Origin of the sequence: Glycomyces niveus (assembly GCF_017592475.1) — a bacterium.
Taxonomy (GTDB): Bacteria; Actinomycetota; Actinomycetes; order Mycobacteriales; family Micromonosporaceae; genus Glycomyces; species Glycomyces niveus.
Genome location: NZ_JAGFNP010000003.1, coordinates 44,159 through 68,186, shown reverse-complemented (window position 1 = coordinate 68,186; position 24,028 = coordinate 44,159). Strand labels below are relative to the sequence as shown.

Sequence of the window (24,028 nt, the reverse complement as noted above, 5' to 3'; positions counted from 1 at the left end):
CAGCTCGCCCGCAGTGCTCAGTCACGGCTTGCAAGCTGCGCCGAGGCCGGGGCCGGCCGCTCGATCTTCGCGCCGAGGCCGAGGAGCTTCGCCTCGAAGTTCTCGTAGCCGCGCGTGATGTAGCGGTCGACGCCGTAGACGCGCGAGGTGCCCTCGGCGGCCATCGCGGCGATCAGGTGGCTGAACCCGGCGCGCAGGTCCGGGATCTGCAGGTCGGCGGCGTGCAGCTTCGAGGGCCCGGCGATGACGGCCGAGTGCAGGAAGTTGCGGCGGCCCCAGCGGCAAGGCGTGCCGCCCAGGCAGTCGGAGTACAGCTCGATGTTGGCGCCCATGCGGCGCAGCTCGGAGGTGTAGCCGAAGCGGTTCTCGTACACGGTCTCGTGCATGATCGACAGGCCGTCGGCCTGGGTGAGCGCCACGACGATCGGCTGCTGCCAGTCGGTCATGAGCCCCGGATGCACGTCGGTCTCGAGCGCGACGGGCTTGAGCGGGGTGCCCGGGTGCCAGAAGCGGATGCCGCCCTCTACGGGATCGTCGTCGACCTCGTACGCGCCGCCGATGGAGCGGAACACGTTGAGGAAGGTCATCATGTCGGCCTGCTGCGCGCCGCGCACGAACACGCTGCCCTGGGTGGCGAGCGCCGCCGAGGCCCACGAAGCGGCCTCGATGCGGTCGGGCAGGGCCCGGTGCGAGTACCCCTTGAGCTCGTCCACGCCCACGATCTCGATGACGCGGTTGGTGTGGACCTTGATGATCGCGCCCATCTTCTGCAGGATGCAGATGAGGTCGATGATCTCCGGCTCGATCGCGGCGTTGCGCAGTTCGGTGGTGCCCTTGGCCATCACGGCCGTGAGCAGCACCTGCTCGGTCGCGCCCACCGACGGGTACTCGAGCTCGTAGCGGATGCCGTGGAGGCCGTTGGGGGCCGACAGGTGCGTGCCGTCGGCGCTCTTCTCGACGACCGCGCCGAACTTGCGGAGCGCGTCGAGGTGGAAGTCGATGGGGCGGCCGCCGATGTTGCACCCGCCGAGGTCGGGGATGAAGGCGCGGCCGAGGCGGTGCAGGAGGGGCCCGCACAGGAGGATCGGGATGCGGCTGGTCCCGGCGTGGACGTTGATCTCCTCGACGCCGGCGGACTCGACCGAGGTGGGGTCCATGTACAGCGTGTCGCCGTCGAGCTCGACGTCGACCCCGTGGACGCGCAGCAGCCCCGTCACGACCTCCACGTCGCGGATCGCCGGCACCGAGCGCAGGACCGAGGGGGAGGTGCCCAGGAGGGCGGCGACCATGGCCTTGGAGACCAGGTTCTTCGCACCGCGGACCAGGACCTCGCCTTCGAGGGGGGTACCGCCGTGGATGATCAGCATGTCTTCGGAAGGCACAGCCTCGACGTGCGCTGAAGGCGTGGATTCGGGGGTGGCGTCGGTGCTGCTCAAGAGGTCTCCTCGGTGGGTGGAGTTCTGGGAACTGAAGCCGGGAACTTGGAGTGCGGGCCGCATCGCGCCGTACGCCCGGGGTTCACACTCCGGGCCGCGCCTGCAAGCCGTTAATTTACGCGGCGGACCAACGATAACGGAACGGCCACGGGAAAAACCCCCAGGTAGCGACATAACCCACGGTGATCATGCGCACCTGGCTCCGCATCCGGAAGCCGTGCGCGGACGGACCGTGCGAGGCGTGTGCCGAACGCCCGCGCGGGCCGAAGCGCGCCCTCAGAAGACACGCCGCGGCCCGCGGCGGGGGTTGCATCGGTGCGACGCGCGTTACGGCAGCGCGAGCATCCGGTCGAGCGCCTCGCGCGCGTACGCGGCGGTCGCCTCGTCCACGGTGATGGTGTTCGGGACCCGCCCGGCCACGAGCTCTTCGAGCGCCCACACCAGGTGCGGCAGGTCGATCCGGTTCATGGTCGAGCAGTAGCAGACCGTCTTGTCCAGGAACGAGATCTTCTTGTCCGGGAACTGGTTCGCCAAGCGCCGCACCAGGTTCAGCTCGGTGCCGATGGCCCACGACGAGCCGGGCTCGGCGGCCTCGAGCTTCCTGATGATGTACTCGGTCGAGCCGACGTAGTCCGCGGCCTCGACGACCTCGTGCTTGCACTCGGGGTGGACCAGGATGTTGACCTCGGGGTCGAGGCGGCGCATCTCCTCGACGCACTCGAGCGTGAACCGCCCGTGGACCGAGCAGTGGCCCTTCCACAGGATGATCTTGGCGTTCCGCAGCTCCTCGTCGGTGAGGCCGCCGTTCGGCTTGTGCGGGTTGTAGAGCACGCAGTCCTCGAGCGAGTAGCCCATGTCGCGGACCATCGTGTTGCGGCCCAGGTGCTGGTCGGGCAGGAACAGGACCGTCTCGCCCTGCTCGTAGGCCCACCGCAGCGCCCGCTCGGCGTTCGAGGAGGTGCACACCAGGCCGCCCTCGCGGCCGACGAAGCCCTTGATCGCGGCGGTCGAGTTCATGTACGTCACCGGCACCGTGGTCTCGGCGATCCCGATGCGCTTGAGGTCCTCCCAGCACTGCTCGACCTGCGAGGCGGTGGCCATGTCGGCCATCGAACAGCCCGCGGCCATGTCGGGGAGGATCACCTGCTGGTGGTCGCCGGTGAGGATGTCGGCGCTCTCGGCCATGAAGTGCACGCCGCAGAACAGGATGTACTCGGCGTCGGGCCGCGCGGCGGCCTGCTGGGCGAGCTTGAACGAGTCGCCGGTGACGTCGGCGAACTGGATCACCTCGTCGCGCTGGTAGTGGTGGCCCAGGATGAAGACGTTCCCGCCCAGGGCCTCCTTGGCGGCGCGGGCGCGCTCGACCAGGTCGGGGTCGGAGGGCGCGGGCAGCTCACCGGGGCAGTCGACGCCGCGCTCGGAGCCGGAGTCGGTGCCGCGTCCCAGGAGCAGGAGCGCGGTCTGAGTGGAAGCAGGTTCGTTGAAGCCCGTCATGGCGGCAATGTTAATCCTTTTCGAGCCCTTCTCGGGATGCCTGAATCCGCCATCCGGACAAGCCGTCCACAGGGTGGGCGCGCCCCAGGGTCGGAAAGCGGTTACACCCAGCTTCCGGGCCTCCGCTAGGCTCTGGGTGTGCGCATCCTCATAGCTCCCGACAAGTTCGCCGGCACCATGAGCGCCGCCGAAGCCGCCGACGCCGTCGCCGCGGGCTGGCGCCGCGCCCGCTCCGGCGACACCGTGACCACGCTGCCGCTCGCCGACGGCGGCCCCGGCTTCGTCGACGTCCTCGCCCACGCCCTCCCCGGCGCGGTCCGCCGCACCGTCGAGACCTGCGACCCCCTCGGCCGCCCCGTCAAGGCCGACTACCTGCGCGACGGCGAGACCGCCTACATCGAGTCCGCCGCCGCCTGCGGCCTCCACCTCCTCGAAGCGGCCGAACGCGACCCCCGCCGCACCACCAGCTACGGCCTCGGCCCCATCGTCGCCGACGCCGTCGAGACCGGCGCCCGCCGCATCGTCGTCGGCCTCGGCGGCTCCGCCACCAACGACGCCGGAGCCGGGATGCTCACCGCCCTCGGCCTCACCCTCCTCGACGCGACCGGCGCAGCCCTGCCGTACGGCGGCGGCGTCCTCTCCGCCGCCGCCGACATCGAAGGCCACGCCCGCACCCGCGGCGTCGAGTTCATCGCGGCCACCGACGTCGACTCCCCGCTCCTCGGCCCGCACGGCGCGACCTACATGTTCGGCCCGCAGAAGGGCGCCACCGGCACCGCGCTGCCGTTCCTGGAGATGTCCCTCTCCTCCTTCGCCGAACTCGCCGAACGCCGCCTCGGCCCGGTCGGCGCCTCCGAACTCCCCGGCGCCGGCGCGGCCGGCGGCCTCGGCTTCGCGTTCTTCCTCCTCGGCGGCCGCCGCGAATCCGGCGCGCGCCTCACCTGCGACGCCGTCGGCCTCGACGCCAAGATCGCCGAAGCCGACCTCGTCATCACCGGCGAAGGCTCCTTCGACGCCCAGAGCCTGCGCGGCAAGCTCGCCGCCGAAGTCGCCGCCGGCGCGGCCGCCTACGGCAAGCCCTGCCTGGTCCTCGCCGGCCGCTCCGACCTCGACGAGCACCCCGACCTCGCGGGCGTCCACTCCGTGACCGCCCTCCTCGGCAGCCCCGAGGCCGCCATGCGCGAACCGGTCGAAGGCCTCACTTCCCTCGCCGAGAAGGTGGCCAAGGAATGGCAGGAGTAGGTACGGTCGAGGACTGGTCGACAGAACGCGTCACTCCTATGGGCACGTGACCTCCGGACTGTGTCGCAGATTCCCTTCGCTCCGCGGCGGGAATAACGCCGACCCTCCACCCGTTGGGTACTGTTGACCTGTCGAAGGGACCCGATCGACTCGGATCTCGCACACACCACGAGGGAGTTGCTAGTGAGCGCCACTCAGCAGACCGATGACGTCAAGGACAACGCCACCAAGGTCGGCGTCGTGCTCACGGACGCGGCCGCTACCAAGGTCAAGGCCCTGATCGAGCAGGAAGGCGAGGAAGGCCTGCGCCTCCGCGTCGAGGTCAGCCCCGGCGGCTGCTCCGGTCTGCGCTACGGCCTGTACTTCGACACCGACGTGCGCGACGGCGACACCGTCCAGGACTACGAGGGCTTCGGCGTCGTGGTCGACAAGATGAGCATCCCCTACCTCATCGGTGCGAGCATCGACTTCGCCGACCGCATCGACGCGCAGGGCTTCACCATCGACAACCCGAACGCCCAGGGCTCCTGCGCCTGCGGCGACTCCTTCCACTAAGAGGGATCGGTTCGAGCTTCCAGCCCGGTCGATCTCCGGATCGGCCGGGCTGAGCCATGCGCTAGGCTGGCTGCTCCCACCACGGGCCCACCGCCCGATCTCGATGCGCCATCGGCGCTTCCATGCGACACATCATTCGCGTCCCCGACTGAACGAGGACAATCCCAGTGCCACTCGTCTTGCAAGGCATGAAGACCGCCGTCACCGGAGCGACCGCTGAGACGGTCGGCCACGGTATGACCCGGCTCGGCCAAGAGCCGGTCGTGATCGACGGCGACGAACTCGACCTCATCGAGGTCATGGAGCGCGGCGGCACCCTCCGCCTCGTCCACATCGGACCGGGTGAGGCCAAGGCCATGCACGCCTACGCCGACCAGTGCCGCGACCTCGGCCTCGAGTTCAGCGCCGACCCCGGCGACCTCGAGGGCGACGAAGCCGTCGACTTCCTCACCGGCGCCAAGTTCCTCGTCTCGACCCAGGAGCGCTACCAGCTGCTCCAGGCCACCACCGGCCTGAGCGACGACGAGATCCTCGAGCGCGTGCGCGTCCGCGTCACCACGCTCGACCAGGACGGCGTCGAGATCGCCGGCCACGACATGGACCGCATCCGCGTCCCCCTCGCGCGGGGCCGCGAGATGATCGACCCCGCCGGCGCGGCCGACGCCTTCACCGCCGGCCTCCTGGCCGGACTGGGCTGGGGGATGGGCCTGCGGCGGGCCGCCGAGGTCGGTTCCCAGATGACCGCGCTGGCCCTCGAAACCGTGGGGCCGCAAGGGTATGCGGTCAACCCGGTCGAGTTCGTCCACCGCCTGGAGCAGTCCTACGGCCCGGCCGCCGCTGCCGAGGCGTCGGCGTATCTGCTGCCGGAGTGAGTCCAAGAACGCGGTAGTTCAAGAACGCTGTGGAGCTTGAACGCGCAGTGATCAAGCGCCCCTAAGGCGCACAGCGGAAACACGCGTCTCATTAATTGGGATTCCACAGGCAATACGGACGAAATGATTGCAGCCCAAGGTCTCCGACAACCGTCTGCACGGTAACGATTTCACAACGCACTCTATCTTTTGGTGGTGTTGTGCGCCATGGTGTGAGTTATCCCACGACCCACTCACACGCTCTGGAGACCCTCGTGAAACGAATGCGAATGACGGTGGCGGTGCTTGCCGCCGCCGGGATGACGGTGGCGACCGCCGCCTGCGCCGGAGACGAAGGCGACGTCGACGGCGAAGGCGGCGGAAGCGGCGGCGCCGTCAACATGCAGATCGGCGAGATCCGCAGCCTCGTCCCCGGAGGCTCCGGCGAGTCCGAGGGCTACCGGATCATCAAGAACGTCTACGACGGACTCGTCTACTACGACCGCAAAACCGGTGAGCCGAAGAACCTGGTGGCCGAAGAGATCTCCTCTCCCGACAACCAGACCTGGACGATCAAGATCAAGGACGGCCTGACGTTCCACAACGGGGAGCCGGTCGACGCCGACGCGTTCATCCGCTCCTGGGACCGCACCGCCTACGCCTCCAACTCGCTCCCGCTGAACTACTTCTTCGGGACCTTCGAGGGCTGGGAGGAGATGAACCCCGACCCGCTGCCCGAAGACCAGTGGGCCGACCCCGAGGTCCCCGAGTGGGCGCCGATCGAGACGACCCACCTCTCGGGCGTGACCGCGGTCGACGACCTCACCATCGAGGTCAAGCTGACCGCGCCCTTCATCGGCTTCCCCACGATGCTCGGATACGAGGCGTTCTATCCGGTGGCCGAGGAGTGCCTGGCGGACCTCGAAGCCTGCGAGGCCAAGCCGATCGGCAACGGCCCCTTCATGTTCGAAGAGCCGTACGACGTCGAGAACGGCGGCACGGCGGTCCGCTGGGAGGACTACAAGGGCGACATGCCGGCCCAGATCGACGAGGTCAACTGGAAGGTCTACCTCGAAGGCGACGACTGCTGGGCGGACTTCCTGACCGGTGACATCGACGTCTGCCGCCCGACCGCGGCCGACTACGAGAACGCCATGAACGACCCCGACCTGAGCGAGCGGCACATCCAGCAGGACGACCCGAGCATCCTGATGCTCGGATTCCCGCTCTACGACCCGAAGTTCCAGGACGTCAACCTGCGCCGCGCCATCTCGATGGCCATCGACCGCGAAGGCGTCGCGAACGTGGTCGGCCCCGAGCGGTTCTACCCGCTCGACCAGTGGGTCCCCGAATCCATCCTCGGCGGTGGCACGCACTCCTGCGGCGAGTACTGCGTCTACGACCCCGCCGCCGCCGCAGACCTGCTCGCGCAGGCCGGGGGCTGGCCCGAGGGCGAGAACCTGAAGATCTGGGTGAACGACGCCAGCGACAACGTCGACATCTTCCGCGCCATCGGCGACTCCATCAAGGACAGCCTCGGCATCGAGTACGAGCTCGTCACCATGGACTTCCCCGAGTTCCTCGCCACCCGCGAGGAGCACAACCTCGACGGGCCGTTCCGCTCGGGCTGGGGCCCGGACTACAACCTCAACGAGAACTACCTGGAGCCGATCTACGGCGGCGGCGCCTCGGTCAACGACCAGGGCTGGGAGAACGCCGAGTACGACGCCAAGATCGCCGAAGCGGGCTCCGCGGCGACCCTCGACGAGGCGGTGGCCCTCTACGCCGAGGCCGAGGCGATCCTCGCCGAGGACATGCCGAGCGTCCCGGTCTTCGGCGAGCGCTTCAACTACTTCTACACCGACCGGCTCGAGAACGTGTACGTCCACCCGATCTACAGCGGGCCGGGCGGCGACTGCGAGCTCCGAGAAGTCACCGTCGTCGAGTAGCGCCTGCAACTGAAGACCGCCCGGGCGGGCACCCGCCGCGGCTGCGCGAGCAGACCCGCGGCGGGGCCGCCCGGCGGCTCTGGACTTGGAAAAGAACCATGGGACGCTACATCATCCGACGCCTCCTCCAATCCCTCCTCACCCTCGGGATCGTGCTCTTCCTGCTGCACTACCTGACGGTGCTGTCCGTCCAGGTCAGGGGCAACCCCGCGCTGCTGTTCTTCGGCGGGGACCGCACGCCCGACCCGGGCATGCTCGCCCAGGTCGAACGGCTCTACGGGCTCGACAACAAATGCTATGAGCGCGTGGGCGACCCGTGCCTGGCGCCGTTCGTCGACCGCCTCCAGAACTTCGTCCGAGGCGACTTCGGCACCACCCTCAACGGCAACCGAGACGTCGGCCAGCTCCTCGGGATCTACATCCCGAACACGCTGCGGCTGTTCGTGTTCGCGACGATCACGCTCGTCGTCGTCTCGATGGTGCTCGGCACCTGGGCCGCCCGGCACCGCGGCAAGTTCATCGACCACACCGTGCGCGGGACCACGATCCTGGCCGACTCGGTCCCTGTGTTCCTCATCCTGCTGTCCTATGTATACATAGTGGCGGTGCCGCTCACCCGCTGGGCCAGGGACATCTGGGGCACCGAGTCCTTCATGGGCCAGGTGTTCAGACCGAACTACAACGCCGACTACCCGTGGACGACGATCATCATCCCGGGCATCATCGTCGGGACCGTCGGCCTCGCGACCATGACCCGGCTCATCCGCGCCGCCCAGCTGGAGAACCTCGGCTCGGACTTCGTGCGGACCGCGAAGGCCAAGGGGCTCAAGCCGATGCGCATCACGATCGTGCACGTCATCCGCAACTCGATGATCCCGATCGTCACCGGCATCGGCTTCCTGTTCGCGTTCATGCTCTCCGGGGCCGTGCTCACCGAGGGCGTCATGGGCATCCCCGGCATGGGCCGGATGATCTTCCAGGCGGTGCAGCGCCAAGAGGGCAACCTCGTCATCGTCGGACTCACCGTCTCGGCCTTCGTCGTGGTCTTCGTGAGCCTCATCGTCGACCTCCTCTACGCCGCACTCGACCCGAGGATCCGCTATGAGTGAGCTGACCGCGCCGATCGCCGCCCAGGAACGCCAAGCCTCCCTATGGTCGGACGCCTTCCGCACCATGCGCAAACGCCCCGACGTCATCATCGCCACCGCGGTGCTGCTGTTCGTGTTCGCCATGGCGGCGTTCCCCGGACTGTTCACCGACAAGGACCCGACCGTGTGCCTGGGACGCGAGGCGAAACTGCGGCCCGACACGTGGTTCACCGGCGACCACCCGATGGGCACCGACGCGTTCGGCTGCGACTTCGCCTCCACCCTCGTCCACGGCACGAGGCCCACGATCGCGCTGGCGCTCAGCGTCATCATCGTCTCGGTCCTGGTCGGCCTGGTGCTCGGACTGCTCGCCGGCTACTACGGCGGGTGGATCGACGCCCTCATCTCGCGGTCCCTCGACGTGTTCATCGTCATCCCGATGCTCATGGGCGCCATCCTGATCCTGAGCCTCTTCCGCGGGCGCGTCTCGGCCGACACCCTCGTGGGGACGATCGCCGCCCCGGCGATCGCGCTCACGCTGTTCGGTTGGATGGAGTTCTGCCGGTACACCCGGGCGGCCACACTGGAGACGAAGAACCTGGACTACGTGATCGCCGCCAAGTGCCTCGGCGCGAGCGACCGACGCATCATGTTCCGGCACCTCCTGCCGAACGCGATCGTCCCGGTCACGGCCGTCGTCCCGACGACGATCGGCGGCATCATCGTCACCGAGGCGGCCCTGGCGGTCCTCGGCATCGGCGTCCAGCCGCCCGCCACCAGTTGGGGCGTGCTCCTCTCCAAAGGCACCGAGTGGGCCGGCGGCGGGTACGTCTACCTCTTCGCCTGGCCGCTCGCCCTGCTCGTCCTGACCGTGTTCGCGTTCGCGACCTTCGGCGACGCCCTGCGCGACGCCCTCGACCCGAAGCTGAGGTGAGACCGGTGGCAGAGACCATGCGCGTCGTCGGCGACACCCTGCCGGGCGCCGACCTGAACGCCCCGCTGCTCGAAGTGGACGGCCTGCGCGTCGAGTTCCAGGTGCGCGGCGAGCGGATCCCCGCCGTCCGCTCGGCGAGCTTCACCCTCGAACAGGGCCGCACGCTCGCCGTCGTCGGCGAGTCCGGTTCGGGCAAGTCCGTGACCTCCCAGGCGATCATGGGCATCCTCGACACGCCGCCCGGCCACATCACCGGCGGCCGCGTCCTCCTCCACGGCGTCGACCTCCTGAAGCAGGACGAGGACACGCGCCGCACGGTGCGCGGCAACCACATCGCGATCGTCTTCCAGGACGCCCTCTCGGCCCTGAACCCGCTCTGGTCGGTCGGTTTCCAGATCGGCGAGCTCTTCCGCGTCCACCGCGGCCTCAGCCGCGCCCACGCCAGGAAGAAGGCGATCGAGATGCTCGACCTCGTCGGCATCCCCGGCGCGAAGCAACGGGTCGGCGACTACCCGCACCAGTTCTCCGGCGGCATGCGCCAGCGCGTCATGATCGCGATGGCGCTCGCGCTCGACCCGGAGATCCTCATCGCAGACGAGCCCACCACCGCCCTCGACGTCACGGTCCAGGCCCAGATCATGCGGCTGCTCAAGCGCATCCAGGCCGAGCGGCACATGGGCCTGATCCTCATCACCCACGACCTCGGCGTGGTCGCCGACGTCGCCGACGACGTGGCGGTCATGTACGCGGGGGAGGTGGTCGAGCGGGCCGGCATCCGCGACGCCTTCAAACGCCCCGCCCACCCGTACACGAAGTCGCTGCTGCGGGCGATCCCGCGCGTCGACGCGGTCGGGCAGGAGCTCGAGGTCATCCGCGGCCTGCCGCCGAACCCGGCGAGCCTGCCGAGCGGCTGCCCGTTCCATCCGCGCTGCTTCGCCGCCGAGGACCAGTGCGCCGCGGAGGTCCCGCCGTGGCTCGAACCGTCCGAGAACCACGGCAGCCGCTGCCACTTCGCCGAGGAGGTCTACGCCGATGAACGCTGAACTCGGCCAAGCGAACCCGAGCACCGAGCCGGTCCTGGAGGCCATGGACCTGGTGAAGCACTTCCCGATCCAGCGGGGCGTCGTCGTCAAACGCACCGTAGGGAAAGTACAGGCCGTGGACGGCGTGGACCTGCGGCTCTACCCGGGCAAGACCCTCGGCGTGGTCGGCGAGTCCGGCTGCGGCAAATCGACGCTCGCGAAGCTCCTCGTCGGCCTCGAGACCCCCACCTCGGGCTCGATCAAACTGCACGGCAACGAGATCGGGAACCTCTCGGCCCGAAGGATCCGGCCGTTCCGCAAGGACGTCCAACTGGTCTTCCAGGACCCGTACACCTCGCTCAACCCGCGCATGACCGTGGGCGACATCGTCGGCGAGCCCTTCGAGATCCACCCCGACGTCCTCCCTAAAGCCAAGCGCGCCAACGAGGTCAAAGACCTCCTCGACATGGTCGGGCTCAGCCCCGACCATGTGAACCGCTACCCGCACCAGTTCTCCGGCGGCCAGCGCCAGCGCATCGGCATCGCCCGCGCGCTGGCCCTGCGCCCGCAGGTGCTCGTCTGCGACGAACCGGTGAGCGCCCTGGACGTCTCGATCCAGGGGCAGGTCATCAACCTCCTCGAGCGGCTGCAGGACGAGCTGGGCCTGGCGTACGTGTTCATCGCGCACGACCTCTCCGTGGTGCGCCACATCGCCGACGAGGTCGCGGTCATGTACCTCGGCAAGGTCGTCGAGCGCGGCACCGGCCGCGACATCTACGACCGCCCCCGCCACCCGTACACGCAGGCGCTCCTCTCGGCCGTCCCGGTCCCCGACCCGGACCTGCGCGGCCAGCGCGACGAGATCGTCCTCCAAGGCGACGTCCCGTCCCCGATCAACCCGCCCTCGGGCTGCCGCTTCCGCACCCGCTGCTGGAAGGCCACCGATCACTGCGCCGAAGAGGTCCCGACACTTGCGGTGGGGGACAAGGGCACACATCCGACCGCCTGCTTCTACGCCGAGGAGAGGGACGTGACCCACGCCGTGAAATAGGGCCGGCCCGGCCCGTCACTGCTTGCGGGGCTTGTGGACCGTCGTCTTCTTGATGGTGCCGTCGGGGTGGTAGTAGTGCCACTCGCCGACCTTCTCGTCCTGCTCGTAGCGGCCGCTGTCGATGAGCGAGCCTTCGGCCGTCCAGCGCTCCCAGAGCCCGTGGCGCTTCTCGTGGTCGAAGTCGCCGCGCTGCAGCAGCTGGCCGTTCGCGCGCCACCAGGTCCACTGCCCGTGCAGGAGCCCGTCCGCGTACCCGCCTTCGGAGCGCAGGCGGCCGTCGTCCGCGTAGTGGCGCCAGATGCCTTCGCGCTGGCCGGCGACGTACTCGCCGACGACGAAGCCGCCGTGGGCGTCCTCCTCGGCCCAGAGGCCGGTCTTGCGGCCCTCGTCGTCGAGGCGGTTCGGGGCGTCTTCAGGCCGCGGCGCGTCGGGTCTTCCCATGGCCGGCTCCTCTCGGCTCGGCGGCCGCGCCTCCGGGTGCGCGCGGCCCACCGCCGAGCCTAGGCGCTCCCCGGTACGCGTACTCAGGCTTCGAGGAGGTCGTGCGCGGCCTTGCTGGAAGCGGCCGACGCGGCCGGGCTTCAGCGGCTCGCTAGCCGAGGGACTTCGCGTAGCAGACCGAGATGTCCCAGTCGGCATAGTGCCCGAAGCGGGGGATGCGGTGGTAGCCCTCGCGCTCGTAGAAGCGGATCGCCTCGGGCTGCTCGTCGCCGGTCTCGAGCTTCACGGTGGTCCAGCCCCGGTCGCGGGCGGCGTCCTCGAGCGCGGCGAGCAGGGCGGCCGCGACGCCGGAGCCGCGCGAACCGGGGACGACGTACATGCGCTTGATCTCGGCGGACCCGGCGTCGAGCTCGCGGAGCGCGCCGCAGCCGATCGCGGCGCCGTCCGGTCCGAAGGCCATGAGGAACACCGCCACGTCCTCGGCGGACGGCAGCGGACCGGGCTCGTGGTCGTCGCAGCCGTAGCGCTCGTCGAGCTCGGCGCGCTGGCTCGCACGCAGCGCGATGCCTTGCGGGTCTTCCCAGTCGCGGACGTCGATGGTCCAGGAGGCGGTGGTCTGCATGATGGGGTCCTCGCCGTCGCAGTGGTCGTAACAGATGTTACGGTAACACTTGTTACGACAAGATGCTACGAGGGGAGCGGGCCATCGCACGCCGAGCCGATCACGAGGCGCAGCAGGAGCGGATCTCGGAGGCGGTCTGGAGCACCCTGGCCGGCAAGGGGATCGAGCACCTGACGATCCGCGCCGTCGCCGCCGTCGCCGGATGCACCACGGGTCTCGTGATGCACCGCTTCCCCGGCCGCAAGGCACTCCTGGCCCACGCCCGGGACCTGCTGCACGAGCGCACCCGGGACCGCGTCGAACGCCTCGAAGCCGAGGCCGCGACCCCGCGAGCGGCCCTCCGCGCGATCCTCGCCCAGGGAATGGCGCTCGACGAGGACTCCGCGCAGGAAGCCCTGGTCTGGACGGGCTTCCTCGCGGCCTCTGTCGGCGACGAGGACCTCATCGCCTTGCATCGCAGGAACAACCGGGCCTGGCGCGACCGCGTCTCCCGCCTCGTGGCGGCCTCGGCTCCGGGTTGGGGGAGCGAACGGGTCGCCACCGCGGTCTTCGCCCTGATGAGCGTCGCCGAAGGCGCCGCGCAACTCGCCTGCTTCGACCCGGAGACGTACGGCCCGGCGGCCCAGGAGGCGGCGCTCGACCAGATGCTCGAAGCCCTGGGGCTCGGTCCGGCCTGACGCTCTCGGAAAGCGCGGAGCCCTCGCTTCGCTTCCCGCCTCCGGGTGAAGTTCCGGCCGGGGCGGCCCGGCAGCGCGGATTCTTGTCGGACCCGGCTGCCAGGCTGGGCCTACCTTCTTTGCCCCTCTCGGGAGGGTGGGGGTTGGGGACGGCCGTCCCCAAGCGGCCGGTAAAGCGGCCCTTTACGCGGCCGGTTAAGCGGCCCGCCACACGGCCTGCTAAGCGGCCTTCGCGGTCGCCGCCGCGTACCGCGCCGCCACGTCCTGCCAGTTCACGACCTCCCACATCGCCTTCACGAAGTCCGGGCGGACGTTCTTGTACTGCAGGTAGTACGCGTGCTCCCACGCGTCGAACGCCAGCAGCGGCACCGAGGTCTGCGCGACGTTCCCGTGGTGGTCGTAGACCTGCTCCACGATGAGCCGCTTCGAGGTCGGCTCGTACGACAGCACGCCCCAGCCCGACCCCTGCACGAGCGTCGTCGCCGCTGAGAGCTGCCCGTGGAAGCCCTCGAACGACCCGAAGTACTCGTCGATCGCCTCGGCCAGCTCGCCCTCAGGGCGCCCGCCGCCGTCCGGGCTCATGTTCTCCCAATAGAGGGAGTGCAGCACGTGCCCCGAGACGTTGAACGCGAGGGTCTTCTCCAGCCCCACGATCCCGCTGAAGTCGCCCTTCTCGCGCGCCTCGTCGATGCGCTCGAGCATGTCGTTGGCGCCCTTGACGTAAGCGGCGTGGTGCTTGTCGTGGTGCAGCTCTAGGATGTGCCCGTTGATGTGCGGCTCCAGCGAACCGTAGTCGTAGGGCAGGTCGGGCAGCGTGTAGACGGTCATCGTCGCCTCTCTCACTCTTCGGCAGTACGAATGTTGTCGCCACACTTTCACAGTTGCAAGTCATGTGCAATAGAACCGGGCACGGGTCGCCCCGTGATCCCCATCGTCTTAAGACCAGAGTCCGAACGACCCTCGAAAACCCAAGGCGCACAACCCCAACCAGGGCTCAGCGCGACAGCCGCCGGATGCCCTCCACGATCCCCGGCAGCACCTCCAGGAACCGGTCCACCTCGTCCTCAGTGGTCTCCCGGTGCAGCGACACCCGCACGTTCCCGTGGCTGAGCACCCCCATCGCCTGCAGCACATGCGAAGGCCGCAACCGCGTGGAAGCGCATGCCGAACCCGACGACACCGCGAACCCCGCCCGGTTCAACTCGGTCAGCAGCACCTCGCCGTCCACCCCGAGGCACGAGAACGTGACGATGTGCGGCAGCCGGTCCACCGGATCGCCCGGCAGCTCGACCTCCGGCACCGTCTCGGCGATGTGCTCGCGGATCCGCTCGGTCATCGCCCGCACCCGCTTCGAAAGCTCCTCACGCTCGGCCGCCACCGCCCGCAGCGATGCCGCCGCGGCCACCGCCGCCGGCACGTCGACCTCGCCGATCGCCTCCCGGATAGAAGAGTCCTCCCCAGGGAACGGATTGCGCCAGCGCGTCCCCTTCCTCACCACGAGGATCCCGGCCCCCGCCAGCCCGCCCCACTTCCGGGCGCTGGCGGCCAGCACCGACCACCCCTCGGGCACCGGCTCCCACGGCAGGCTCGCCGCCGCGTCCACCATCAGCGGCACGCCGTCCGCGTTCGCCGCGATCTCGGCGATCGGCTGCCGGGTGCCCACCTCGTGGTTCGCGCTCTGCACGACCAGCATCGACGCATCGTCGATCCCCGCGAGCGGGTCGGCGTCCACGCGCCCCCGCCGGTCCACCGGCACCGAGACGACAGTCCCGCCCGAACGCTCGTGCCACTCCGCCGCGTGCAGCACCGACGAGTGCTCCACCGCGCTGTGCACCAGCGGCCCCGGCTCGCTCCGGGCGGCGATGACGCCGAGTGCGCCCGCGTGCACGGCCTGTGTCCCGCTCGATGTGAAAGTGACCTCATCAGGGCTCACGCCCAGTGACGCGGCCGCCGACTGGCGGGCCGCCTCCAGCAGCATCCGCGACCGCCGGCCCAATGTGTACAGTCTGCCGGGGCCCGCCCAGCCCTCCGACAAAGCCGCAGCATAAGCATCGCGGGCCGCCGGATGGGGCGGCTGCGCGGTCGCGCCGTCGAAGTAGGTGTCGGTCACCTGTCAAATGTAGAAGACTTCCCGCCGCGAACCCAACCCCTTGCACTCCCGGGCCCGGGCCAAGCAGTAGGCTCTTGCCGTCAAGATCTGCGCCTTGCCGCCCGCCCGGCGGCGGACGCGGAGCCGAGCGCTGAGAAAGGCATGAGACAGGTGGTCGGAAAACCGTCCCGAGAACGTCGCGGCCGAGCCCGCCGCGCGATAGGTCTCACCGGGATCGCCGCGCTGCTCCCGATCGTGCTCGCGGGGTGCAGCCTTGACGACGCGTTCTACCTGGGCTGGCCGCGCACGCGCCCCACGACCCAGTCCGAGCAGATGTTCGACCTGTGGATCGGCTCCACGGTCGCCGCGCTCGCGGTCGGCGTCATCGTCTGGGGCCTGACCTTCTGGTGCATCGCCGCCTACAAGAAGAAGGACAGCGACACCGAGCTGCCCCGCCAGACCAAGTACAACCTGCCCGCCGAGCTCACCTTCACGGCACTCCCGTTCGTGCTCATCGGCGTCCTCTTCTACTACACCGTGGTCGTGCAGGACAACGTCACCGAGATGAGCGAGGACCCCAAGTCCTGCACCAACGTGACCGCGTTCAAGTGGAACTGGCAGTTCACCTACTCCGACAGCGAGTGCGAACCGCTCGTCGGCGCCGACGGCCAGCCCGTCACCGAGACCGGGGACTCGGGCTACATCCCCGTCATCGTGGTCCCCAACGAGGACGACGTCCGCTTCGTCGGCACCGCCGAGGACGTCATCCACTCCTTCTGGGTCCCCGACCTGCTCTTCAAGCGCGACCTCATCCCGGGCTCGGACGCGCAGACCACCCGCTGGGAGGTCGACTTCAACTCCGAGGGCACCTTCGTGGGCCGCTGCGCCGAGCTCTGCGGCGCCTACCACGCCTTCATGAACTTCGAGATGCGCGTCGTCTCGCCCGAGGACTACGAGGCGTTCGTGAACGCCCGCGTCGAGGGCATGACCACGCCGGAGGCGCTGGAGTCCATCGGCCAGGAGCCCTACGCCGTCACGACCCACCCGTTCGACACCGACCAGGCCACTGGCGAAGCGAGCTAGGGGAGCACCAATGAAGACTGAGAACCGCCTCTTTTTCATCGTGATGGTCTCGATGTTCATCTTCGCGGCCATCTACGGGTACGTCACCTGGTACAACGAGAACCCCGCTTACGGCGTGCCGGGCGAGGTCGAATGGGTCGGCACCGTCGCCCTGATCTTCTCGGGCCTGCTCACCGGCATGGTGTGGCTGGTGTTCTGGGTGATCTCCCGCCGCATCGACCCGCGCCCGGAGGACCGCCCCGACGGGGAGATCTCCGACGTCTCGGGCGAGGTCGGCTTCTTCAGCCCCGGCTCGTACTGGCCGCTGGGCCTGGCGTTCACCGCCGTGTTCGCCGGTCTGGGCGTCGTGTTCTGGCTCCCGTGGATGATGTTCGCGGGCGGCGTCGCGATCCTCTTCGCCGTCGGCGGCCTGACCTTCGAGTACTACACGGGCACCCGCAAGCTCGGCCCGCAGTAAGACGCTTTCGACCACGGCCCGGCGCTGATGCGCCGGGCCGTCGTCGTGTCCCGCTCTTCCGACGCCCCAACGGGTCCGCCACGCCGCCTGCGCACCGTCTCGGACCCCCTGGGTAGGGTGTGGCGGTGACTCCCTCTGTGCAGCGCCGGAAGGCGCCGCTGCTGCGGCGCCTCGCCGGAGTCGTGTTCTACAACCTGCCGCACCCGATGCGGCGCCGGATCGTGCGGATCGCCACGCCGACCTACACGCTCGGATCGGTCGTCCTCGTCATGGACGCCGGGCGCGAACGGCTGCTCATGCTCCGTCAGCCCCCCGGCAAGCGCTGGACCCTCCCCGCGGGCCTCCTCAACCGCCGCGAGCAGCCCATCGAGGGCGCCCGCCGCGAACTCGCCGAGGAGACCGGCATCGAAGCCGACCTCGCCGAGCTCGTCCCCGCCAACCCGTGCGCGGTCGTCCACACCTCCGGCCGCTGGGTCGACAACGTCTTCCACCTCGAACGCGACCCCGAGACCACCCAGATCCTCGTCGACGGCCACGAAGTCTGGGACGCCGGCTGGCACCCTGTCGACGACCTCCCCGACATGACCCGCGCGACCGCGAAACTCCTCGCCCACTACGGCCTCGGCCCCCTGGCCGACTAGCGGAGCCGCACCAGCACCCCGGTCGCGTCATCATGGCGCTTCGACCACCCGCCGGCCGCGGGATGGTGCTCCTCGAACTCCCGCACGAGATCGATCAGCGCCTCCACACCCTCCGCCGCCGCCACCTCGAACATGAGGTGCGACGTGTACTCCGGATGCGCGTGCAACCTGGTCAACCCGTCCGTACAGAGCAGCAGCTCGTCGGCCGACTCCATCGGCCACGACCCGGTGAACGCCATCGCCGCCGCCCCCGGATCGGCGGCCGCCACCCAGTACCCGCCCTCCCGATTGCGCACCCGCGCGACGTACTCGACCGGCCACCGCCAGATCCCGCCCACGTCCACCGACGCAGGCCGATCCGGCACCCGCAGCAACCTGCCGTCGGACTTCCTCTCGATGTACGGGTCCCGCCCGCGCCTGGCGACCTCGCAGTCCCCGAGCACCAGCCACTCGACGCGTTCCCCCACCACCCGGACGATCCCCACCGTCGCCCCGGGCGTCACCGGATTCCCCAGATCGCACGTCCCCGCATGCCGGTCGCTCACCACCGCAATGGCCTCCGCCAGCACCGCCTTCAAACCGATCCGCGAATCCCCGACCCGAGCAGCGACCGCCGCCCCCAGCCCCTCCACGTACCACGGCACATCATGAACGCAACCGTCATCGGGATACCGCGTGATCCCGTCCAGGACCAGCGCCCACGAATCCCCATGCCTGAACGAATCCTCATTGGCCGCCGCCCCACCGGCCCTGCTGGCACCCACGACCTCGAACATCAACCGCCCTCACACCAGGGGTACAAGCAGTGGAACGAGCCGACCGATACGCCGGGTTCTGTCGTTGAGCGGTCATCCATCTAGGCGCGCCGTCGCCGGCGCGCTCGAGCGGTCTACCCGTGAAGGCACCCCTGGCGGGGTTCGGGCGGGCCGCCCTCGGACCTTCACGCAGAGCCTCGCGGCTCCTCTTGACCTTGCTCCGGGTGGGGTTTACCGAGCCGTCGCCGTCACCGGCGGCGCTGGTGGTCTCTTACACCACCGTTTCACCCTTACCAGTCGAGACTGGCGGTCTGCTTTCTGTGGCACTTTCCCGCGGGTCGCCCCGGGTTGCCGTTAGCAACCACCCTGCCCTGTGGAGCCCGGACGTTCCTCGCCGGATGTGGTCTCCCGCATCCGCCGCGACCGCCTGGCCGACTCGTTCCAGCGATCAAGCGTACGCTGCCTGAGCCATGAATCTGCTCCAGGTCTCCGCACTGCTGCTCGCCGGCCTCGTCGGCGGCGGCCTCAACGCCGTGGCCGGAGGCGGCTCGCTCATCACGTACCCGACCCTGATGGCGGTCGGCGTCCCGCCGCTCCAGGCGAACGCCACGAACGGCATCGCCGTCGCCCCCGCCTACGCGGCCGCCGCGGTCGGGTCCCGCGAGAACCTCAGGGGCCAGAAGCGCCGGGCGCTGCTGCTCATCCCCACCGCGCTGGTCGCGTCGGCGTGCGGGGCGCTGCTGCTGCTCAACACCCCGCACTCGGTGTTCGAGGCGATCGTGCCGTTCCTGGTGCTCGCCGCGACCGTGCTCATGGCGATCGGCCCGTGGGTGAACCGGAAGGTCACCAAGCTCAACGGCGGCCACGAGCTCCACCCCGTGGTCCTCCACATCGGCGTGTTCGCCGGGTGCCTCTACGGCTCGTACTTCAACGCCGCGCTGGGGCTCATCCTCATCGCCGTGATCGCCATGGGCGTCTCCGAGACGCTCGGCCGTGTGGGCGCGCTCAAGAACTTCTGCACGATGCTCGTGGGCGTCGTGACCACGGTCATGTACGGCTTCTGGGCCGACGTGGCGTGGTGGGCGATCGGCGTGCTCGTGCCCGCGACGTTCATCGGCGGGTACGTGGGGGCGCGGGTCTTCCAGCGCATTCCGGAACGGCCGCTTCGGATCGCGATCGTCGTCTACGGCCTCGTGCTCTCCGGGGTCCTGCTGGTCCGCTCGCTCTGATCCAGACCACTTCCCGGAACTCCGGTGACGGGGCCGGTGCGGGCGCGGAAGAATAGGCCTATGCCGACGCTCCGAATCGCACTCGCCCAGGACAACCCCATCGTGGGCGACCTCGACCACAACGCCGACCTCATTCGCCGGGCCGCCTCCGCGGCCGCGGCCGCCGGGGCGCACCTGCTCGCGACCGGCGAGCAGTCCCTCACCGGCTACCCGGTCGAGGACCTCGCGCTGCGCCACTCCTTCGTGGAGGCCAGCCGCGACCGCCTCGTCCGCCTCGCCGAAGAACTCGCCGAGGACGGGAACGGATCGCTGCCCGTCGCCGTCGGATATCTGGACGCGGACGGCCCCGTCGGCTCCACCACAGGTCACGGCATCCGCAACGCCTTGGCGCTGCTTCAGGACGGCAAGGTCCTGTTCCGCTACTACAAGCACCATCTTCCGAACTACGGGGTCTTCGACGAGGACCGCTGGTTCGTCGCAGGCCATGAGCTGCACCTCGCCCGCATCGGCGGGGTCGACGTGGCCTTCACCGTCTGCGAGGACGTGTGGGGCGGCGTGCCGTTCACCGTCGCCGAGGAGGCCGGCGCCGGCCTCGTGATCAATATCAACGCCTCGCCGTACGAGCAGGGCAAGCACGAGCGTCGCCTCGCCGTCGTCACCGAGCGCGCCGCTCAGGTGCGCGCCCCGGTCGCGTACCTGAACACGGTCGGCGGCCAGGACGACCTGGTGTTCGACGGCGGTTCGATGATCGTCGGCGCCGACGGCTCGATCATTTCGAGCGCCCGCCGCTTCGCCTCCGAACTGCTCGTCACGGACGTCGAATGCGCCGCCGCGGGCGGCCGCTCCATCGCGAACCACTCGTCCTCGCTGATGAGCACGTCGCTGCACGTCCTCTCCGAGGAGCCCGCGGTGGTCGAGACGCGCATCGAGCCGTCGTTCGCGCCCGACCTCGACCGCCTCGAGGAGGTCTGGGAGGCCCTGCGCCTCGGCCTGGCCGACTACGTGAACAAGAACGGCTTCCCGTCGGTCCTGCTCGGCCTCTCCGGCGGCATCGACTCGGCCGTCACCGCGGTCCTCGCCCGCGACGCGATCGGCGGCGACCGCGTCTACACCGTCGCGAACCCGAGCCAGTTCTCGTCGCAGCACTCGCTCGACGACGCGGCCGACCTCGCCCAGCGCTGCGGCCTCCACCACGTCGTGGAGCCGATCCAGCCGATCGTCGACGCCTACCTCTCCGAGATCGCCGTCTCGGGTCTCGCGCTGGAGAACCTGCAGGCCCGCGTGCGCGGCGTCATCTGGATGTCCCTGTCGAACCAGCACGGGCACCTGGTGCTCGCGGCGGGCAACAAGAGCGAGTACGCCGTGGGCTACTCGACGCTGTACGGCGACTCGTGCGGCGGCTTCGCGCCGATCAAGGACGTGCTCAAGACCCTTGTCTACGAGCTGGCGAACTGGCGCAACGAGAAGGCCCGAGGCCTGGGCGAGACCGAGCCGATCCCGGAGAACATCATCCTGAAGCCGCCGAGCGCGGAGCTGCGCCCCGACCAGCTCGACTCGGACTCGCTGCCCGACTACGCGGTGCTCGACGGCATCCTCGTCGGCTACGTCGACGGCGACGCGGGCCGCGAGGACCTGGTCGAGCAGGGCTACCCGGCCGACGTGGTCGAGCGCATCGCCGGGCTCGTGGACCGCGCCGAATACAAGCGCCGCCAGTCGGCGCCGGGCACGAAGATCACCGTGAAGTCCTTCGGCCGCGACCGCAGACTCCCGATCACCAACCACTTCCGCGGCAAGTAGTCACCTCACCCGGGGCTCCGGCCCCGGGTGATTTGTCACAGCAAGCGCTTCGACGGATGACAAGGACATCGACGAGCGTTAGTTTGGATCGGGTAATGCCCGGGGACCGGCGAGGCCGGCCACGAGGAGATTCAGGAGCACGACGATGACGTCCGCATCGACGAACACTTCCCCCGACGAGATCCCGAGCCTGTACGGGCCGGGCAAGAACGTCAAACGCGTCCGCACCCGCCACCTCATCGAAGCCAAAGAGCGCGGTGAGAAGTGGGCGATGTTGACCTCCTACGACATGTACACGGCCGCGCTCTTCGACGAGGCCGGCATCCCGGCGCTGCTCGTCGGCGACTCGGCCGCCAACAACGTCTACGGCTACGAGACGACCCTCCAGGTCTCGCTCGACGAGCTCGTGCCGCTGGTGGCGGCCGTCGCCCGCTCGACCGAGCGGACCCTCGTCGTCGCCGACATGCCGTTCGGCTCCTATGAGGCCGGACCGGCGCAGGCCCTCGAGACCGCGGTGCGGTTCATGAAGGCCGGCGCCCACGCCGTCAAGCTCGAAGGCGGCCGCCGCATGGCCGAGCAGATCCGGGCCCTCACCAACGCGGGCATCCCCGTCATGGCCCACATCGGGTTCACGCCGCAGAGCGAGCACGCGGTCGGCGGCTACCGGGTGCAGGGCCGCGACGCCCAGGCCGCCGAGGTCGAGGCCGACGCGCACGCCGTGGCCGACGCCGGGGCGTTCGCCGTGGTCCTCGAGATGGTCACCGCCTCGGTCGCCGCCGAGATCACCAAGCAGCTCCCGATCCCCACGATCGGCATCGGCGCCGGGCCGGACACGGACGCGCAGGTCCTCGTCTGGCAGGACATGGCCGGGCTCCGCCGCGGCCGCCCGCAGCGGTTCGTCAAGCGCTACGCGGAGGTCGCCGACGTCCTGCAGAACGCCGCGAAGGACTTCGCCGACGAGGTGCGGGCCGGGGAGTTCCCCACCAAAGCCCACAGCTTCGAATAGACGGAGCCCCGCGGCTTCGAATAAGTCGTGAGTCTGGTCGCCTTGCCCTTTGGGCGGGGCGACCTTTCGCGTAGCGTCTCAGTACGTGAACGACGCCATCCTGCTGTTCGACTACGACGGCACCGTGCGGCTCGGCACCGAGCACGCCACCCATTACGCCCGCCTCGTGGCCTCCCACCTCGACCGCGAGGACGAGCGCGCCTTCCTGGCCGCGCACGCCGCCTTCGTCGCCGGCAAGCCCACCACCGCCTCCACTTTCGACGCCTACGACGCCGACAACGCCGTGCGCCGCCTCGCGGGCGAGTTCGGCGTCGACGACCTGATCCGCGCCGAGGCGTACGCCGAGACCCGCAAGCGCATGGCCGCCGGCGAGTTCGCGATCTGGGCCCCGAAGGGATTCCAGGAGTTCGTGTGGGGCCTGCCGCGCGGCGTCGAGGTGGCGCTGGTGACCAACGCTCCCGCGTCGAGCCTCGAGCCCTCGCTCGAACGCCTCGGGCTGGACGGCCTCTTCGACCACGTGATCGGCGACGCGGGCAAGCCCGAGAGCATGGACGCGATCCTCGACGAGCTGCTCGAGGAGCGCCCGGCCGAGGCCCTGCTCAGCATCGGCGACATCCCCCGCAACGACCTCGCCCCCGCCGCCGACCGCGGCTGCGCGACCGCGTACATCGACCACTACGGGCGGCCCTGGCCGCGTGCCACCGCCGCGGCGACGTCCCTTGAGGAGCTGTACCCGTTCATCCACCGGTGGGTCGCGGAACGCCCCGCGTGAACCCAGCTTGTCGCACCCACGCCTTATGCTGGGGATGCGCCCTGAGCCGACCGATCCCCGGCTCAGGGCGTCCTGTCGTCCAGGAGCGGTCAGGCGCTGACCGCGTCGCCCACCTTGATCGTCACCGGGTCGCTCACCCGCAGGTAGATCCCGAAGTGGTTGTCCAGCTCCTTGATGATGTGCCTGTGCAGGTCCATGTCGCGCACGTTGGCGCCGTGGGGCTCCCAGCTCGGCAGCACGCACCGCTCGCACGGCTTCTGCAGCGTGAACTCGTTGTCGCCCAACCGGATCGGGAGGCCGCGCTCGAGCTGATACTCCGCAAAGGGCTCCAAGTCGGCGGCCACGACCACGTTCGGGCGGAACCGCGCCGCCTCGATCTCGCGGCCCATCTGCTCGCTCAGCTTCCGCAGGCTCGCCTCGAACACCACCAGGATGCGCCCGTAGTCGCGCTTGACCTTGCGGATCTCGACGCCCTTCTTGGCGTCGATCGTCTCGGCCAGCCGCTCGGGCAGCCCCGCCTCGCTCGCGCCCCACGCCGCCCCGCCCGGCTCGTACAGCACCGGGTCGCCCGACACGGCGTCGGCGCAGCCGCACTGCGCGGGCCACGCCGCCTCCCAGCCCATCATCTTGGGATGGCTCCCACCCCACACGGCATTATCCGAGCCCGGCTCGAACAGGCCGAACAGGCGGTCGCCCGCCAGCCCGTCGAAATCGACCACCGCCGACCGCAGGGACTCGCCCCGCAGCCCCTTCACCGGATACCGCCACAACTCTTTGACATCGCCTGCGAACATGCTCACCAATGTACCTAGGCTCACGTTTTAGCGGCCATCTGCC

24 protein-coding genes and 1 other RNA gene are annotated in these 24,028 nt (G+C 69.6%); 16 read left to right on the top strand and 9 right to left on the bottom strand.

Annotated features, from left to right (window positions below; all coding sequences use genetic code 11):
* Positions 1-17: 17 nt before the first annotated feature.
* Together murA and nadA are read right to left on the bottom strand one after the other, a co-directional pair.
* On the bottom strand, positions 18-1,367 hold the full coding sequence (murA, locus tag J5V16_RS06080; RefSeq protein WP_208495630.1) for a UDP-N-acetylglucosamine 1-carboxyvinyltransferase: 1,350 nt from the start codon (positions 1,365-1,367) through the stop codon (positions 18-20).
* Positions 1,368-1,763: 396 nt separating this feature from the next.
* A complete protein-coding gene (gene nadA, locus J5V16_RS06075) occupies positions 1,764-2,930 on the bottom strand; it encodes a quinolinate synthase NadA (protein WP_208495203.1) in 1,167 nt (388 codons plus the stop codon).
* Positions 2,931-3,068: 138 nt separating this feature from the next.
* Between nadA and J5V16_RS06070 the strand changes: the two genes are divergently transcribed.
* From J5V16_RS06070 to J5V16_RS06035, 8 genes are all read left to right on the top strand, one after another.
* Positions 3,069-4,172 carry a glycerate kinase family protein gene (locus tag J5V16_RS06070; protein WP_208495202.1) on the top strand — a complete coding sequence of 368 codons (1,104 nt, stop codon included), beginning with the start codon at positions 3,069-3,071 and terminating at the stop codon, positions 4,170-4,172.
* A gap of 183 nt (positions 4,173-4,355) precedes the next feature.
* A complete protein-coding gene (erpA, locus tag J5V16_RS06065; protein WP_208495201.1) occupies positions 4,356-4,727 on the top strand; it encodes an iron-sulfur cluster insertion protein ErpA in 372 nt (123 codons plus the stop codon).
* Between the two features lie 167 nt (positions 4,728-4,894).
* Positions 4,895-5,599: a PfkB family carbohydrate kinase gene (locus J5V16_RS24930; RefSeq protein ID WP_208495200.1), complete on the top strand. Its 705-nt coding sequence runs from the start codon at positions 4,895-4,897 to the stop codon at positions 5,597-5,599.
* A 263-nt stretch (positions 5,600-5,862) separates the two neighbouring features.
* On the top strand, positions 5,863-7,527 hold the full coding sequence (locus J5V16_RS06055) for a peptide ABC transporter substrate-binding protein (RefSeq protein WP_243900899.1): 1,665 nt from the start codon (positions 5,863-5,865) through the stop codon (positions 7,525-7,527).
* Positions 7,528-7,625: 98 nt separating this feature from the next.
* Entirely contained in the window at positions 7,626-8,636 is a 1,011-nt protein-coding gene (locus J5V16_RS06050) for an ABC transporter permease (protein WP_208495198.1), read from the top strand.
* Positions 8,629-9,549, top strand: a complete 921-nt coding sequence (locus tag J5V16_RS06045) for an ABC transporter permease (RefSeq protein WP_208495197.1) — start codon at positions 8,629-8,631, stop codon at positions 9,547-9,549. The genes J5V16_RS06050 and J5V16_RS06045 overlap by 8 nt, the downstream gene beginning before the upstream one ends.
* Positions 9,550-9,566: 17 nt before the next feature.
* Positions 9,567-10,592: an ABC transporter ATP-binding protein gene (locus tag J5V16_RS06040; RefSeq protein WP_208495629.1), complete on the top strand. Its 1,026-nt coding sequence runs from the start codon at positions 9,567-9,569 to the stop codon at positions 10,590-10,592.
* Positions 10,582-11,622, top strand: coding sequence for an ABC transporter ATP-binding protein (locus tag J5V16_RS06035; protein WP_208495196.1), 1,041 nt, complete (start codon positions 10,582-10,584; stop codon positions 11,620-11,622). The genes J5V16_RS06040 and J5V16_RS06035 overlap by 11 nt, the downstream gene beginning before the upstream one ends.
* A 15-nt stretch (positions 11,623-11,637) precedes the next feature.
* On the opposite strand, the gene J5V16_RS06030 is transcribed toward J5V16_RS06035, so the two are convergent.
* Together J5V16_RS06030 and J5V16_RS06025 are read right to left on the bottom strand one after the other, a co-directional pair.
* Positions 11,638-12,063: a toxin-antitoxin system YwqK family antitoxin gene (locus tag J5V16_RS06030; protein WP_208495195.1), complete on the bottom strand. Its 426-nt coding sequence runs from the start codon at positions 12,061-12,063 to the stop codon at positions 11,638-11,640.
* Positions 12,064-12,214: 151 nt separating this feature from the next.
* Positions 12,215-12,685: a GNAT family N-acetyltransferase gene (locus J5V16_RS06025; protein ID WP_208495194.1), complete on the bottom strand. Its 471-nt coding sequence runs from the start codon at positions 12,683-12,685 to the stop codon at positions 12,215-12,217.
* A 62-nt stretch (positions 12,686-12,747) separates the two neighbouring features.
* Between J5V16_RS06025 and J5V16_RS06020 the strand changes: the two genes are divergently transcribed.
* Entirely contained in the window at positions 12,748-13,362 is a 615-nt protein-coding gene (locus J5V16_RS06020) for a TetR/AcrR family transcriptional regulator (RefSeq protein ID WP_208495193.1), read from the top strand.
* A 219-nt stretch (positions 13,363-13,581) separates the two neighbouring features.
* Here the strand turns inward: J5V16_RS06020 and J5V16_RS06015 are convergent, their stop codons facing one another.
* On the bottom strand, positions 13,582-14,190 hold the full coding sequence (locus J5V16_RS06015) for a superoxide dismutase (protein ID WP_208495192.1): 609 nt from the start codon (positions 14,188-14,190) through the stop codon (positions 13,582-13,584).
* Between the two features lie 166 nt (positions 14,191-14,356).
* Complete coding sequence (locus J5V16_RS06010) at positions 14,357-15,472, bottom strand: cysteine desulfurase family protein (protein WP_208495191.1); 1,116 nt, start codon at positions 15,470-15,472, stop codon at positions 14,357-14,359.
* A 141-nt stretch (positions 15,473-15,613) separates the two neighbouring features.
* On the opposite strand from J5V16_RS06010, the gene ctaC reads away from it, so the two are divergent.
* The 3 genes from ctaC (at position 15,614) to J5V16_RS05995 (ending at position 17,632) form a co-directional block, all read left to right on the top strand.
* Positions 15,614-16,534 carry an aa3-type cytochrome oxidase subunit II gene (gene ctaC / locus J5V16_RS25420; protein WP_363524890.1) on the top strand — a complete coding sequence of 307 codons (921 nt, stop codon included), beginning with the start codon at positions 15,614-15,616 and terminating at the stop codon, positions 16,532-16,534.
* 10 nt (positions 16,535-16,544) lie between these two features.
* Entirely contained in the window at positions 16,545-16,991 is a 447-nt protein-coding gene (locus J5V16_RS06000) for a cytochrome c oxidase subunit 4 (protein WP_208495189.1), read from the top strand.
* A gap of 206 nt (positions 16,992-17,197) precedes the next feature.
* Positions 17,198-17,632: an NUDIX hydrolase gene (locus J5V16_RS05995; protein ID WP_255537279.1), complete on the top strand. Its 435-nt coding sequence runs from the start codon at positions 17,198-17,200 to the stop codon at positions 17,630-17,632.
* Here the strand turns inward: J5V16_RS05995 and J5V16_RS05990 are convergent.
* Both J5V16_RS05990 and rnpB read right to left on the bottom strand, forming a co-directional pair.
* A complete protein-coding gene (locus tag J5V16_RS05990) occupies positions 17,629-18,408 on the bottom strand; it encodes a hypothetical protein (protein WP_208495187.1) in 780 nt (259 codons plus the stop codon). The two genes, J5V16_RS05995 and J5V16_RS05990, sit on opposite strands and share 4 nt — an antisense overlap.
* 31 nt (positions 18,409-18,439) lie before the next feature.
* An RNA gene (gene rnpB, locus J5V16_RS05985) (RNase P RNA component class A) lies at positions 18,440-18,826 on the bottom strand.
* A gap of 31 nt (positions 18,827-18,857) precedes the next feature.
* Between rnpB and J5V16_RS05980 the strand changes: the two genes are divergently transcribed.
* From J5V16_RS05980 to J5V16_RS05965, 4 genes are all read left to right on the top strand, one after another.
* On the top strand, positions 18,858-19,616 hold the full coding sequence (locus J5V16_RS05980; RefSeq protein WP_208495186.1) for a sulfite exporter TauE/SafE family protein: 759 nt from the start codon (positions 18,858-18,860) through the stop codon (positions 19,614-19,616).
* Positions 19,617-19,676: 60 nt separating this feature from the next.
* Positions 19,677-21,413 carry an NAD+ synthase gene (locus J5V16_RS05975; RefSeq protein ID WP_208495185.1) on the top strand — a complete coding sequence of 579 codons (1,737 nt, stop codon included), beginning with the start codon at positions 19,677-19,679 and terminating at the stop codon, positions 21,411-21,413.
* A gap of 145 nt (positions 21,414-21,558) precedes the next feature.
* The gene (gene panB, locus J5V16_RS05970) at positions 21,559-22,419 is read left to right on the top strand and encodes a 3-methyl-2-oxobutanoate hydroxymethyltransferase (RefSeq protein WP_208495184.1); all 861 of its coding nucleotides are present in this window, start codon (positions 21,559-21,561) and stop codon (positions 22,417-22,419) included.
* Between the two features lie 85 nt (positions 22,420-22,504).
* The gene (locus J5V16_RS05965) at positions 22,505-23,191 is read left to right on the top strand and encodes an HAD family hydrolase (RefSeq protein ID WP_208495183.1); all 687 of its coding nucleotides are present in this window, start codon (positions 22,505-22,507) and stop codon (positions 23,189-23,191) included.
* Between the two features lie 89 nt (positions 23,192-23,280).
* On the opposite strand, the gene J5V16_RS05960 is transcribed toward J5V16_RS05965, so the two are convergent.
* Positions 23,281-23,985: an MOSC domain-containing protein gene (locus J5V16_RS05960; RefSeq protein ID WP_208495182.1), complete on the bottom strand. Its 705-nt coding sequence runs from the start codon at positions 23,983-23,985 to the stop codon at positions 23,281-23,283.
* Positions 23,986-24,028: the final 43 nt, after the last annotated feature.

Coding starts and splice junctions, on each gene's coding strand:
- J5V16_RS06035 (WP_208495196.1), top strand. CDS start 10,582: ATGAACGCTGAACTCGGCCAAGCGAACCCGAGCACCGAGCCGGTCCTG.
- J5V16_RS06040 (WP_208495629.1), top strand. CDS start 9,567: ATGCGCGTCGTCGGCGACACCCTGCCGGGCGCCGACCTGAACGCCCCG.
- J5V16_RS06000 (WP_208495189.1), top strand. CDS start 16,545: ATGAAGACTGAGAACCGCCTCTTTTTCATCGTGATGGTCTCGATGTTC.
- murA (WP_208495630.1), bottom strand. CDS start 1,367: ATGCTGATCATCCACGGCGGTACCCCCCTCGAAGGCGAGGTCCTGGTC.
- J5V16_RS05980 (WP_208495186.1), top strand. CDS start 18,858: ATGAATCTGCTCCAGGTCTCCGCACTGCTGCTCGCCGGCCTCGTCGGC.
- J5V16_RS06045 (WP_208495197.1), top strand. CDS start 8,629: ATGAGTGAGCTGACCGCGCCGATCGCCGCCCAGGAACGCCAAGCCTCC.
- J5V16_RS05995 (WP_255537279.1), top strand. CDS start 17,198: ATGCGGCGCCGGATCGTGCGGATCGCCACGCCGACCTACACGCTCGGA.
- J5V16_RS06055 (WP_243900899.1), top strand. CDS start 5,863: ATGCGAATGACGGTGGCGGTGCTTGCCGCCGCCGGGATGACGGTGGCG.
- J5V16_RS06050 (WP_208495198.1), top strand. CDS start 7,626: ATGGGACGCTACATCATCCGACGCCTCCTCCAATCCCTCCTCACCCTC.
- J5V16_RS06020 (WP_208495193.1), top strand. CDS start 12,748: ATGCTACGAGGGGAGCGGGCCATCGCACGCCGAGCCGATCACGAGGCG.
- panB (WP_208495184.1), top strand. CDS start 21,559: ATGACGTCCGCATCGACGAACACTTCCCCCGACGAGATCCCGAGCCTG.
- J5V16_RS05975 (WP_208495185.1), top strand. CDS start 19,677: ATGCCGACGCTCCGAATCGCACTCGCCCAGGACAACCCCATCGTGGGC.
- J5V16_RS06025 (WP_208495194.1), bottom strand. CDS start 12,685: ATGCAGACCACCGCCTCCTGGACCATCGACGTCCGCGACTGGGAAGAC.
- J5V16_RS06015 (WP_208495192.1), bottom strand. CDS start 14,190: ATGACCGTCTACACGCTGCCCGACCTGCCCTACGACTACGGTTCGCTG.
- nadA (WP_208495203.1), bottom strand. CDS start 2,930: ATGACGGGCTTCAACGAACCTGCTTCCACTCAGACCGCGCTCCTGCTC.
- J5V16_RS05960 (WP_208495182.1), bottom strand. CDS start 23,985: ATGTTCGCAGGCGATGTCAAAGAGTTGTGGCGGTATCCGGTGAAGGGG.
- J5V16_RS05990 (WP_208495187.1), bottom strand. CDS start 18,408: ATGTTCGAGGTCGTGGGTGCCAGCAGGGCCGGTGGGGCGGCGGCCAAT.
- J5V16_RS06030 (WP_208495195.1), bottom strand. CDS start 12,063: ATGGGAAGACCCGACGCGCCGCGGCCTGAAGACGCCCCGAACCGCCTC.
- ctaC (WP_363524890.1), top strand. CDS start 15,614: ATGAGACAGGTGGTCGGAAAACCGTCCCGAGAACGTCGCGGCCGAGCC.